Origin of the sequence: Halomonas sp. LBP4, assembly GCF_003202205.1 — a bacterium.
Taxonomy (GTDB): domain Bacteria; phylum Pseudomonadota; class Gammaproteobacteria; order Pseudomonadales; family Halomonadaceae; genus Halomonas; species Halomonas flagellata.
The window spans coordinates 802,459-814,460 of the sequence record NZ_PDOG01000001.1; the positions used below are offsets into that span (position 1 = coordinate 802,459).

The following is a 12,002-nucleotide window of genomic DNA, read 5'->3' on the forward strand; positions in this document are numbered from 1 at the left end:
CTCGACGACCGCTCAATGGGAGAGCCCATGTCAGATTCCCCCGGCCCGTACAGCCCCCGTGCCGACAAGTCCTGGCCCGAGAAGCCCAGCGTGCTGGCGCGCCACTCGGTGGCGAGGAGCCGCCTGTTCCATGTCGAGGCGCTGGAGCTGCGCTTCTCCAACGGCGAGGAGCGCACCTTCGAGCGCCTCACCGGCAGCGACCAGGGAGCGGTGATGATCGTCGCCATGCCCGACCCCGAGCACGTGCTGCTGATCCGCGAGTATGCCGCCGGCTTCGAGGACTACGTACTGACCCTGCCCAAGGGGCTGGTCGACCCCGGCGAGGACATCGTCAGCGCCGCCAACCGCGAGCTGATGGAGGAGTGCGGTTTCGGGGCCCATCGCATCGAGCCGCTGGTGGAACTGTCGCTGGCGCCCAACTACATGCGCCACCGCATGCAGGTGCTGCTGGCCACCGACCTGTATCCGAGACGGCTGCCCGGCGACGAACCGGAGCCGCTGATCGTCGAGACCCACGCCCTCGACGAGCTCCCGGCGCTGCTGGCCAGGGAGGACTTCCACGAGGCCCGGGCCATCGCCGCCCTGTTCATCGCCCGGGAACGACTGCGCAACGAGGCAGAACCCCCGACGCTCTGGTAGGCGAGCGGAGCGCCGGGACGCCCTCGTGCCGGGGCTCAGTGGGTGTGGAGTCGCTTCCTGAGGCCATTACCCTCCTTCAGCTTCAGCCAGCGCCCCTGGCGATAGCTGTCGAGGCCGGTCTCCAGCAGCGTCATCACCTCGATGGCCTCGTCGATGTCCACCGGTACCGGGGTGGCATGCAGCAGGTGGTCGGCGATGCCGGAGTAGTAAGCCAGGTAGTCGCCGGGCTGGCAGCGCAGCTCGCGAGCCACCGGGCTGGCGTCGTCGCCCTCGGCCAGGGTGAGGCTGGCCAACACCGGGTCCTCCCCCCACTGCGGCGAAGGTGCCTCACCGGCCTTGAGACGGTCCTCCTGGGGGTCGAGGCCATATTTCACGAAGCTGCCCCGGGTACCATGGACCCGGAAGCGCGGCGTCGGCTCGGCGGCCAGCGTACTGGCCTGAAGGCTGACCCGTAGCCCGTCGTACTCCAGCAGCGCCAGGAAGTCGTCATCCACCTCGGCAGCGTCGCGTACCGTGGCGAGATCCAGCAGGATCGCTCTGGGCATGCCGAACAGCTCGCGGGCCTGGTCGAGCAGGTGCGGGCCGAGGTCGTACCAGATGCCGGCGCCGGGCCCGTGCTGCTCGCGCCAGCGGTCGGGAACGTTCGGCCGGAAGCGATCGAAGCGGGACTCCAGGGCCACCACCCGACCGAGGGTATCGTCCTTCACCAGCCCCTTGAGGGTCAGGAAGTCGCTGTCCCAGCGCCGGTTGTGGAACACGCTGATCATCCGCTCGGCTTCCTCGGCCTGGGCCTTGAGCAGGCGTGCCTCGGACAGCGTGATGGTGAACGGCTTGTCGACCACCACATGCTTGCCGGCGTTGAGCGCCGCCTTGGCCAGCGGGAAGTGGGTGTCGTTGGGCGTGGCGATCACCACCAGGTCGATGTCGGCCCGGGCGAACAGCCTGGCGGCCTTGTCGACCACCGCCACCTCGGGCAGGTCGGCATGCACCCGCTCGGCATCGCGGCTGACCACGGCGGTCAGCTCGAGCCCGGGGGCCGACTGGATCAAGGGGGCGTGGAAGGTCCGGCCGGCCATGCCGTAGCCGACCAGGCCGACACTCAGAGTATGGGTTTTCATGGTCGGGGTTCCTTGCGGAAGGGAACAGAAGGAAACCCCGGCGCTGGGCCGGGGTCGGGTTCGGGGTCGGGGCCGTTCAATCGAGCCTGGTCAGGTCGCGCACCGCGCCCTTGTCCGCCGAGGTGGCCAGCAGCGCATAGGCCCTGAGCGCCGCCGAGACCTTGCGGTCACGCTGGATGCTCGGCTTCCAGGCATCTTTGCCCTTGGCTTCTTCCGCCTCGCGGCGCGCGGCGAGCTCGGCATCGGTCAGCTTGACGTTGATGGCGCGGTTGGGGATGTCGATCTGGATGATGTCGCCGCTCTCGACCAGGCCGATGGCGCCACCCGCCGCGGCCTCCGGCGAGACATGGCCGATGGAGAGTCCCGAGGTACCGCCGGAGAAGCGCCCGTCGGTCATCAGCGCACAGGCCTTGCCCAGGCCCTTGGACTTGAGATAGGAGGTCGGATAGAGCATCTCCTGCATGCCGGGCCCCCCCCTGGGACCCTCGTAGCGGATCACCACCACCTCGCCCTCGGTCACCCTGCCCTCGAGGATGTGTTCGACGGCCTGGTCCTGGGACTCGACCACATGGGCCGGCCCCTCGAAGACCAGGATGGAGTCGTCGACGCCAGCGGTCTTCACCACGCAGCCGTCCTGGGCGATGTTGCCGAACAGCACCGCCAGGCCGCCCTCCCGCGAGAAGGCATGTTCCAGGTCGCGGATGCAGCCGGCGGCGCGATCGCCGTCGAGGCTCGGCCAGCGGGCGGCCTGGGAGAAGGCCTCCTGGGTGGGGATGCCGCCGGGGCCGGCCTTGTAGAATTCGACCACCTCGGGGCTCGGCGAGCGCATGATGTCCCAGTCGTCCAGGGCCGCCTTGAGGGTGTCGCCGTAGACGGTGGGCACCCGGGTATCGAGCACCCCGGCGCGGTCGAGTTCGCCGAGGATCGCCATGATGCCGCCGGCGCGGTGGCAGTCCTCGATATGGTACTGCTGGGTATTGGGCGCCAGCTTGCACAGCTGCGGCACTTCCCGCGACAGCCGGTCGATGTCGGCCATGGTGAAGTCGACCTCGCCCTCCTGGGCAGCGGCCAGCAGGTGCAGGATGGTATTGGTGGAGCCCCCCATGGCGATGTCCAGGGTCATGGCGTTGGCGAACGCCGCCCGGGAGCCGATGGCCTGCGGCAGCAGGTGGCTCTCCCCGCCCTCGTAGTAGCGCTTGGCGAGATCGACGATGCGCTGGCCGGCCTCCTCGAACAGGCGACGACGGTCGGCGTGGGTGGCCAGCACGGTGCCGTTGCCCGGCAACGCCAGGCCCAGCGCCTCCATCAGGCAGTTCATGGAGTTGGCGGTGAACATGCCCGAGCAGCTGCCGCAGGTCGGGCAGGCGCTGCGCTCGATCTCCTCGATCTCCGCGTCGCTGTAGCGGTCGTCGGCGGCGGAGATCATGGCGTCGATCAGGTCGATGCCGTGGTCGAGCAACTTGGTCTTGCCCGCCTCCATGGGCCCGCCGGAGACGAAGATCACCGGGATGTTCAGGCGCATGGCGGCATTCAGCATGCCGGGCGTGATCTTGTCGCAGTTGGAGATGCACACCAGGGCGTCGGCGCAGTGGGCGTTGACCATGTACTCGACGCTGTCGGCGATGATGTCGCGGCTCGGCAGCGAGTAGAGCATGCCGTCGTGGCCCATGGCGATGCCGTCGTCCACGGCGATGGTGTTGAACTCCTTGGCCACCCCGCCGGCCTTCTCGATCTCGCGGGCCACCAGCTGGCCCATGTCCTTCAGGTGCACGTGACCGGGCACGAACTGGGTGAAGGAGTTGGCCACGGCGATGATCGGCTTGTGGAAGTCGTCGTCCTTCATGCCGGTGGCACGCCACAGGGCGCGGGCGCCGGCCATGTTGCGGCCGGCGGTGGTGGTGCGGGAACGATACTCGGGCATGGTGTCCTCTGTGCGCTTACGCCGTCTTGGACCGCCCCACGCTCAGGAGGGGCGGCCCGACGGTCTCGGTGTCCAGGTTGGCCGTTGATTCTGGCACGAGCGGCGCGGCCTTGCCACAAGTGGGAAGCGACGGGAGGATGCTAGCAAGTACCTGCTGACGTGAGCGGCGCCGGGGACAGGTCGATGCGGAGGTCTTTTTCCAGGGATGGAAAAAGTAGCGCCCAAGGAAGGGTTCACAGCGCCTCCGCGAAGGCCTGTCGCCGGGAAAGCCGCGTTCCCAAGCCTAAGAGGCCAGCCGGCCGCTGCGCTCACGATCCCGGGAACGAAACCCTGGCACTTCGCTTGCGGCCAACGCGTCGGGCCGGATCGAGGTCCCTCTTGCCGGCCCTAAATCGGCATCCCTGCCGATTTCCGCGCGCCGCTGCGCTCGTAGCCAGCGTTCCCGGGTAGATATCGCTTCGCTGCAGCGCCCGACGGCCCTCATTCGCTGCTCATTCCAAGCAGCTTGGCGCCTTCAGCCGAACACTACCCGCGCCACGTCAGGGTAGCGGCCGGCGAAGTGCACCGTCATGCCCTCCTTGAGGAAGTCGGGCAGCTCGTCGAAGTCGCGGCGATTGGCCTCGGGCAGGATCACCTCGAAGATGTCGCTTCGGCGAGCAGCGATGATCTTCTCGCGGATGCCGCCCACCGGCAGCACCTGGCCGGTCAGCGTCAGCTCACCGGTCATCGCCAGCGACCGGCCGATGGCGCGATGCTTGGCCAGCGAGAGCAGCGCCGTGGTCATGGTCACCCCGGCCGAGGGGCCGTCCTTGGGCGTGGCGCCTTCCGGCACGTGCAGGTGCACGAAGGCGGAATCGAAGAAGTCGGCATCGGCACCGAACTCGTTCAGGTGCCCCAGCACGTAGCTGTAGGCGATGTTGGCCGACTCCTGCATCACCTCGCCGAGCTTGCCGGTGAGCTTGAAGCCGCGGTCGAGCGCATGCACCTTGCCGGCCTCGATGGGCAGGGTCGCCCCGCCCATGGCGGTCCAGGCGAGCCCCGTGACCACCCCCTCGCCCTGGAGCACCCGCTCCTTGCGGAACAGCGGCGCGCCGAGAAACGCCTCGAGGTTGTTCACCGAGACCCGCACCGATTGCTGGCCATTCTCCAGCAGCTTGACCGCCGCCTTGCGCACGATGCGATGCAGCTGCTTCTCGAGCTGGCGCACCCCGGCCTCCCGGGCATAGCCCTCGATCACCTGCTTGAGCGCGGCCTCGGTGAGGTTGATACGCTTCTTCGGGATGCGGTCGCGCTTGAGCAGCTTGGGCCAGAGGTGGTGCCGGGCGATCGCCAGCTTCTCCTCGGCGATATAGCCGGCGAGGCGGATCTGTTCCATGCGGTCGAGCAGCGCCGGCGGGATGCTGTCCAGGGTGTTGGCGGTGCAGACGAACAGCACCCTGGAGAGGTCGAGGCGCACGTCGAGATAGTGGTCGAGGAAGTCGACGTTCTGCTCGGGGTCGAGCACCTCGAGCAGCGCCGAGGCCGGGTCGCCCTGGAAGGACTGCCCCAGCTTGTCGATCTCGTCGAGCATGATCACCGGGTTCTCGACCTCGACCTCCTTGAGCGCCTGCACCAGCTTGCCCGGCATGGCGCCGATGTAGGTGCGCCGATGCCCCTTGATCTCGGCCTCGTCGCGCATGCCGCCCACCGAGAAGCGGTAGAACTGACGCCCCAGCGCCTCGGCGATGGAGCGTCCGACGGAGGTCTTGCCCACCCCGGGGGGCCCCACCAGCAGCAGGATCGAGCCCCCCACGTCGCCCTTGAAGGTGCCCTCGGCGAGGAACTCGATGACCCGCTCCTTGACGTCCTTGAGGCCGTCATGGTCCCGGTCGAGAATGGCCCGGGCGTGGGGGAGGTCCAGGTTGTCGGCGCTGTGCACGCCCCAGGGCATCGAGGTCAGCCAGTCCAGATAGTTGCGGGTGGTGCCGTACTCCGGCGAGCCGGTCTCCAGCACCGAGAGCTTGTCGAGCTCCTCCTCGATCCGCGTCAGCACCCTGGGCGGCACCGTCAGGCCCTCGAGTCGCTCGCGGAAGGTGTCGACATCGTTCTCTCGGTCGTCCTTGGAGATGCCGAGCTCGCGCTGGATCACCTTGAGCTGCTCGCGCAGGAAGAACTCGCGCTGGCGCTCCTGCATCTGGGCGTTGACCTGTTCGCTGATCTCGCTCTGCAGCTGGGCGACGTCGATCTCCTTGTGCAGCAGCGGCAGCACCTTCTGCATCCGCGTCACCACCGGCAGGGTCGCCAGCACATCCTGCAGCAGGTGTCCCTTGGCCGAGGTGATGGCCGCGGCGAAGTCGGTCAGCGGCCCCGGTTCGTGGGGGCTGAAGCGGTTGAGGTAGTGCTTGAGCTCCTCGCCATAGAGAGGGTTGATCGGCAGCAGTTCCTTGATGCCGTTGATCAGCGCCATGGCGTAGGCGCGGGCCTCGTCGTCCTCGGCGTCCACCGGCTCGCGGGGATAGCTCACCTCCACCAGGTAGGGCGGCGTCTTCGACAGCCAGCGCCGGATCCTGAAGCGCTGCAGCCCCTGGGCGATGAACTGGATCTGCTGCTCCTCGCCCTGCAGCTTGTGGACCTTGACCGCGGTACCGACCTCGGGAAAGTGCTCGTGCCCGAGCTCCTCGACGGCGGTCTCGCCGACGAAGGCGAGCCCCACGACATGGTGCGGCGTCTTGCCGACCCGGCGCATGGTCTCCTCCCAGCGCTCGCGGTTGATCACCAGCGGCTGCACCTGGGCGGGAAAGAACGGCCGGTTATGGATCGGCAGCAGGTAGATGCGCTCGGGCAGGGTCTCCCTGGCTGGCACCACGGCGTGGCCGCGGCCTTGCTCCTCCTCGTCGAAGGGAAGCTCGTCCCCGTCATCGTATGGCTCCCGAGCCCAGCCCGGGACCTCCGGGTCCCCGGGGCGCTCCTGATCGTCGCTCATGGCGTGTCGTCCTGATCCGAGTTGTGTACGCAAGCAAACTGGTTAGAGGAATGCGGGCGACAGGTACCGACTTCAAGTCGCGAGGCCCACGACAACGTCGCGGCTCAACGCCACAGCGGCGGCAGGGGACGCCCGTTGACCCGCACCTGGCCGCGCACCACGTCGATCTCCAGGGTGCGGGTATCCAGCGGCAGGCCGAGCCACAGGGCCACCACCGTGGGCACATCGTGCCAGGTGAAGTCACCGTCCAGCCGTGACAGCCAGCGCACCCGCTGCCGCTCGTCATCCAGCCCGAGCAGGCTGAGTTCGTCGAGGTGACGGGCATCGAAGAACAGCGCGCCGTCGCCGTGGACCGCCAGGCCGAGCATGGGGCTGTCCAGGTCCACCGCGGTGACATCGAGACGCGGCGAATCCTGCAGCATGGCGATCAGTCCCGGCTCCAGCCTGGCCAGGAGTTCGCGCCCTTCCCGGGCGGCATCACCCCGGGCCGCCTCGTCGCGCAGCTCGGCCAGCACGCCACGCAGGGCATCGGCGTTGATCCGCGAGAGCGCCATTCCCACCCGGCCGGTGAGCAGCAGCTGGTCGGCGGCCTGCACCTCGCCGATGGTCAACTCGCCGTCGATGCTCAGCTCGCGCTCATCGAGATGCATCAGGCTCCGGTAGACCAGGTCCCGCGCCTCCAGCTCCAGGTCGGGCTGGCGCCAGGCCAGGCGCTCGGTGCGCAGCAGGTCGCGCTGGGTGAAGTGGTGGGCGCCGGCGGTGTAGGCATAGCGGCTCTCGAGGACGACCGGGCCCGCCTCGAGGGTGGCCCGGCCGTCGCTCAGCTTCAGCGCCTCGATGCGGGCCAGCAGGTGCCAGTCGCCATACTCGCCATCGAAGCGGATCTCGCCACCGGCGAAGTCCAGCTGACGCTCGCCCTGCCGGGCGATGAAGGGCGCCAACTGGATGTTGCCGTCCAGAGTGCCACCGAGGGTGCGGTAGCTGGCGCGCCAGCGCGGCGGTGTGGAGGGCAATGCATCGCCGAACAGCCGCACCTGATGCGGCCCGAGGCGCGGCATCACCTGGCCGTCGACGCGGGTGCTGAGCACGCCATGGCGCGCCTCGTAGCTGAGCTCGAGCTGCCAGGCATCGCCCAGCAGGGGGGCCAGCCGAATGGTCCCGCTGGAGGTCAGCCAGCCCCGCTCGATATCGGTGCGTTCCACCACCAGCTCGCCCCGCGCCTCGAGGTCGTCGATGGCCCGGGCGAGCTCCCGCTCGAACAGCAGCCCGGCGACGAGCTGGGCCACCGCCCAGACCACCGCCAGCCCCACCACCACCGGGACGATCAGTCGTTCCTTGCGCATCGCGGCCTCCCCTCCCCTGGATGCCGGCACCGGCAACCCGCTACCGAGACTCAGGCCATCGCAAGACACCGAGGCATGTCGCAGGCCACACGCACGCACATGGCGCCGTGTATCGACATGTTACCGATTCGTCTCGTCAGTGTAACCATAACCACAGGTGCATCGTGCTCCAGGCGTAGATGCCGGCGAGCACATCGTCGATCATGACCCCGAAGCCACCGGCCACGCGGCGGTCTGCCCAGCGGATCGGCCAGGGCTTGAAGACATCGAAGATGCGGAAGACGACGAACCCCCACAGCGCGGCCTCCCAGGAAAAGGGCACCGCCGCCATGGTGATCCAGTAGCCGACGAACTCGTCCCAGACGATGCCGGAGTGGTCGTGCACCCCCAGGTCGCGGGAGGTCTTGTCGCACAGCCAGATGCCGGCGATGAAGGACACCGTCACCAGCGCCAGGTACCAGTTCAGGGGCAGTTCGGAGATCAGCCAGTAGAAGGGAATGGCCGCCAGGGTCCCGAAGGTGCCGGGGGCCCAGGGCACGGCGCCGCTGCCGAGCCCGAAGGCGAGGAAATGGGTCGGACGGTGCCAGACGCTGGCCGGCGCGCGGTTCATGGCCTCTCTCCCTGGTCAGGCTGGCCCTGGAAGTGCTGCCAGCCGCCGGGGACGCCGTCTTCCGCCCCGACCACGCCCGGCGTGTCGGTGATCCGGCCGATCACGGTGAGCGGCAGGCCGAGGGCGGCCAGACGCCGGCGGGCCTCGTCCAGCCGCTCGGCGGGCAGCGTCAGCAGCAGCTCGTAGTCATCGCCGCCGCCCAGGGCGGCCCGTCGGGCCTGCTCGTCACCCAGGGCCGCCACCAGCCCCTCGGCCAGCGGCAGGGCCTCGAGTTCGAGCTCGGCGCCCGCGCCGGAGGCCTCGAGGACATGCCCGAGGTCGGCCAGCAGGCCGTCGGAGATGTCGATGGCCGCCGTGGCCAGCCCCAGCAGGGCCTCGCCGGCCGCCAGCCGCGGCTGGGGCCACAGGTAGCGCACCAGCAGCGGATGGGCGGGGTCGCGCTCGCCCCGCTGCCACAGTGCCAACCCGCCGGCCCCGCCGCCCAGGGCGCCGGTCACCGCCAGCAGGTCGCCGGCACGGGCCCCGCCGCGGGTCAGGGCGGCCCGGGGGGCGACCTCGCCCATCACGGTCACGCCGATGGTGGTCGCGCCCCGGGTCACGTCGCCCCCCACCAGGGCGGTGCCGGTGGCGGCGCACAGCGCCCGGAAGCCCCGGGAGAAGCCCTCCAGCCAGGCATCATCGGCCCGGGCGAGGGTCAGCGCCATCAGGCACCAGCGGGCACGGGCGCCCATCGCCGCCAGGTCGCTGAGGCTCACCGCCAAGGCCCGGTGGCCGATCGCCTCGGCCGGCGCCGCATCGGGGAAGTGCACGCCGGCCACCGAGGTGTCGACGCTGACCGCCAGGCGTTGTCCCGGGGTGGGGGCGAGCAGGGTGCAGTCGTCGCCCACGCCCAGGGCCACCCCGGCCTCGGGGGCGGGGGGCGCCGGCGTGAAGTAGCGGGCGATCAGTTCGAATTCGTTGTGCATCCGGCGGCAACCTTCAGCGGCGACGGGCGGCGACCTCGGCGGCACGCAGCCGCCCGGCGAGCTTGTCGAGGATGCCGTTGACGTACTTGTGCCCGTCGGTGGCACCGAAGGACTTGGCCAGCTCGACACCCTCGTTGATCACCGCCCGATAGGGCACCTCGAGACGCCGGGAGAGCTCGTAGGTCCCCAGCCGCAGGATGGCCAGCTCGATGGGATCGAGGTCCTCGAGGCGACGGTCGAGCAAGGGGGAGATGGTGGCGTCGAGTTCCGCCTTGAAGCGCACCACGTTGTGCAGCAGCTCATGGAACAGCGCCAGGTCGGCGATCTCCATGACCTTGCGCCAGTTCTCGTGGTCCTCGAGGTCGTCGTCGGCCACCTGGCTGCGGAACTCCGCCTCCACCGCGGTGATCGACTTGCCGGTCATCTGCCACTGGTAGAGCCCCTGCACCGCCAGCTCACGAGCGGCGCGCCGCGACAGCTGGGCCCTGGAGGGTGTGCGGGAGGTGCGCTCGTCGCTCATGCCTCACCCCCGTCATCGTCGCTGAAGCAGCGCAGCAGCGAGACCATCTCCATGGCCGCCATGGCCGCCTCGGCACCCTTGTTGCCGGCCTTGGTGCCGGAGCGCTCGATGGCCTGCTCGATGGAGTTGACGGTGAGCACGCCGTTGGCGATGGGGGTATCGAACTCGAGCTGCAGGTTGCCGAGGGCCGCATTGCAGCCACCGGCCACGTACTCGAAGTGCGGGGTGCCGCCGCGGATCACCGCGCCCAGCGCGATCACCGCCTCGGGGCGCACGACCTTGAGCACCCGCTTGACCGCCAGCGGCAGTTCCCAGGCCCCGGGGACATGGACGATATCGATGTGCTCGCCATCGACGCCATGGCGCACCAGGCTGTCCACGGCGCCCTCGACCAGGCTGTCGACCACATGGTGGTTGAAGCGACCCACCACGATCACGTAGCGGCCATCGACGTCGACGAAGCTGCCTTCGACTTGGGAAATCGGTTGCATGGTTCCAGGTTCCTCGTGAATCCCGTCCTGCTGAATCCGCAGGGGCACGGCCGGTGCCGTGCCGTTGATGATCGTCGTTCGTCGGTCTCAGGCGCCGGGGACGTCGTCCTCGGGAGCCCGGTCCTCGGGCCCGAGCCGCTCGACCACTTCCAGGTCGAAGCCGGAGAGTGCCGAGAACTTCCACGGCGAGCTGAGCAGGCGCATGCGGCCAACGCCCAGGTGACGCAGGATCTGCGAGCCGGTGCCGATGGTCAGGTAGTTGCCGGCGCCGTCGGAATCGCTGGTACGCGGGGGACGGCGGCGCTCCAGGAACACCTCGAGGTAGTCGAGGAAGTCCTGGCGCGGACGGCCGTCGTCGAGCAGCACGAAGACGCCGTGATCGGCGCGGGCGACCTCCGCGAGGGCGCTATGGGTCGTCCAGTGGCCGCCCTCGCCCTGCTGCAGGCCGAGCAGGTCGCGCATGACGTCGGCCAGGTGCACGCGCACCGTGGTCAGCGCCTCGGGGGTCGGGTGCCCCTTGACCAGCGCCAGGTGGTGGGCGCCCTGGATGCGGTCGCGGAAGACGTGCAGGGTCAACTCGCCGAAGGCGGTGTTCACCGGCGTGGCCTCCACCGGCTCCACGGTCTGCTCGTTGTGGATGCGGTAGTGGATCAGGTCGGCGATGGTACCCATCTTCAGGCCGTGCTCGGCGGCGAAGCGCTCGAGCTCCGGGCGGCGCGCCATGCTGCCGTCGTCGTTCATGATCTCGCAGATCACGCCACTGGGGTCGAGGCCGGCCAGCGCCGCCAGGTCACAGGCCGCCTCGGTATGGCCGGCACGGCGCAGCACGCCGCCGGGCTCGGCCATCAGCGGGAAGATGTGGCCGGGCTGGACGATGTCCTCTGCCCTGGCGTCACGGGCCACCGCGGCCTGCACGGTGCGCGCGCGGTCGGCGGCGGAGATGCCGGTGGTCACGCCCTCGGCGGCCTCGATGGAGAGGGTGAACTTGGTGCCGAAGCCGGTGCCGTTGTCGCGCACCATCAGTGGCAGCCGCAGCCGCTCGCAGCGCTCGCGGGTCATCGGCAGGCAGATCAGGCCGCGGGCGTGACGCGCCATGAAATTGATGTGCGCGGCCTCGACCTTCTCGGCGGCCATGATGATGTCGCCTTCGTTCTCGCGATCCTCGTCGTCCATGAGGATCACCATCTTGCCCTGACGAATGTCCTCGATCAGGTCTTCGATGGGGGCCAGGCCCCCGGAGGAGGAGGAGTGCACCATGGAATCTCCAGAAATTCAGCGTGGCGGATGTCGTGACGCGGCGACGGTCGGGTCGCCGGCGCGCAACGCCCCGCCTCGAAACGGCGTCAGGGTACCGTGGCGCGGCGTCGGGCGCCAGTTCTGGCTTCGGGCTTCGGGCTCCAAACTATCTCCGTCTTATCGGGGTGGTTACCAAC

At 69.3% G+C, this 12,002-nt stretch carries 10 protein-coding genes; 1 reads left to right on the forward strand and 9 read right to left on the reverse strand.

What is annotated here, in order from left to right:
- Nucleotides 1–27 precede the first annotated feature (27 nt).
- Nucleotides 28–639, forward strand: coding sequence for an ADP compounds hydrolase NudE (gene nudE / locus CR157_RS03730; protein ID WP_110282175.1), 612 nt, complete (start codon nt 28–30; stop codon nt 637–639).
- A gap of 35 nt (nt 640–674) precedes the next feature.
- Here the strand turns inward: nudE and CR157_RS03735 are convergent, their stop codons facing one another.
- The 9 genes from CR157_RS03735 to ribBA form a co-directional block, all read right to left on the reverse strand.
- Entirely contained in the window at nt 675–1,757 is a 1,083-nt protein-coding gene (locus CR157_RS03735; RefSeq protein ID WP_110282176.1) for an oxidoreductase, read from the reverse strand.
- Between the two features lie 76 nt (nt 1,758–1,833).
- Nucleotides 1,834–3,678: a dihydroxy-acid dehydratase gene (ilvD, locus tag CR157_RS03740; protein WP_110282177.1), complete on the reverse strand. Its 1,845-nt coding sequence runs from the start codon at nt 3,676–3,678 to the stop codon at nt 1,834–1,836.
- Nucleotides 3,679–4,192: 514 nt separating this feature from the next.
- The gene (lon, locus tag CR157_RS03745) at nt 4,193–6,640 is read right to left on the reverse strand and encodes an endopeptidase La (protein ID WP_110282178.1); all 2,448 of its coding nucleotides are present in this window, start codon (nt 6,638–6,640) and stop codon (nt 4,193–4,195) included.
- A gap of 104 nt (nt 6,641–6,744) precedes the next feature.
- Nucleotides 6,745–7,983, reverse strand: coding sequence for a DUF945 family protein (locus CR157_RS03750; RefSeq protein ID WP_110282179.1), 1,239 nt, complete (start codon nt 7,981–7,983; stop codon nt 6,745–6,747).
- Nucleotides 7,984–8,119: 136 nt separating this feature from the next.
- Nucleotides 8,120–8,593, reverse strand: a complete 474-nt coding sequence (locus CR157_RS03755; protein WP_110282180.1) for a phosphatidylglycerophosphatase A family protein — start codon at nt 8,591–8,593, stop codon at nt 8,120–8,122.
- The gene (gene thiL, locus CR157_RS03760; RefSeq protein ID WP_110282181.1) at nt 8,590–9,558 is read right to left on the reverse strand and encodes a thiamine-phosphate kinase; all 969 of its coding nucleotides are present in this window, start codon (nt 9,556–9,558) and stop codon (nt 8,590–8,592) included. Before thiL ends, CR157_RS03755 begins: the two co-directional genes overlap by 4 nt.
- 13 nt (nt 9,559–9,571) lie before the next feature.
- Nucleotides 9,572–10,078 carry a transcription antitermination factor NusB gene (nusB, locus tag CR157_RS03765; RefSeq protein ID WP_110282182.1) on the reverse strand — a complete coding sequence of 169 codons (507 nt, stop codon included), beginning with the start codon at nt 10,076–10,078 and terminating at the stop codon, nt 9,572–9,574.
- Nucleotides 10,075–10,569: a 6,7-dimethyl-8-ribityllumazine synthase gene (gene ribH, locus CR157_RS03770; RefSeq protein ID WP_110282183.1), complete on the reverse strand. Its 495-nt coding sequence runs from the start codon at nt 10,567–10,569 to the stop codon at nt 10,075–10,077. The genes nusB and ribH overlap by 4 nt, the downstream gene beginning before the upstream one ends.
- A gap of 87 nt (nt 10,570–10,656) precedes the next feature.
- Entirely contained in the window at nt 10,657–11,826 is a 1,170-nt protein-coding gene (gene ribBA, locus CR157_RS03775; protein WP_110282184.1) for a bifunctional 3,4-dihydroxy-2-butanone-4-phosphate synthase/GTP cyclohydrolase II, read from the reverse strand.
- Nucleotides 11,827–12,002: the final 176 nt, after the last annotated feature.

Coding starts and splice junctions, on each gene's coding strand:
- nudE (WP_110282175.1), top strand. CDS start 28: ATGTCAGATTCCCCCGGCCCGTACAGCCCCCGTGCCGACAAGTCCTGG.
- CR157_RS03735 (WP_110282176.1), bottom strand. CDS start 1,757: ATGAAAACCCATACTCTGAGTGTCGGCCTGGTCGGCTACGGCATGGCC.
- ilvD (WP_110282177.1), bottom strand. CDS start 3,678: ATGCCCGAGTATCGTTCCCGCACCACCACCGCCGGCCGCAACATGGCC.
- lon (WP_110282178.1), bottom strand. CDS start 6,640: ATGAGCGACGATCAGGAGCGCCCCGGGGACCCGGAGGTCCCGGGCTGG.
- CR157_RS03750 (WP_110282179.1), bottom strand. CDS start 7,983: ATGCGCAAGGAACGACTGATCGTCCCGGTGGTGGTGGGGCTGGCGGTG.
- CR157_RS03755 (WP_110282180.1), bottom strand. CDS start 8,593: ATGAACCGCGCGCCGGCCAGCGTCTGGCACCGTCCGACCCATTTCCTC.
- thiL (WP_110282181.1), bottom strand. CDS start 9,558: ATGCACAACGAATTCGAACTGATCGCCCGCTACTTCACGCCGGCGCCC.
- nusB (WP_110282182.1), bottom strand. CDS start 10,078: ATGAGCGACGAGCGCACCTCCCGCACACCCTCCAGGGCCCAGCTGTCG.
- ribH (WP_110282183.1), bottom strand. CDS start 10,569: ATGCAACCGATTTCCCAAGTCGAAGGCAGCTTCGTCGACGTCGATGGC.
- ribBA (WP_110282184.1), bottom strand. CDS start 11,826: ATGGTGCACTCCTCCTCCTCCGGGGGCCTGGCCCCCATCGAAGACCTG.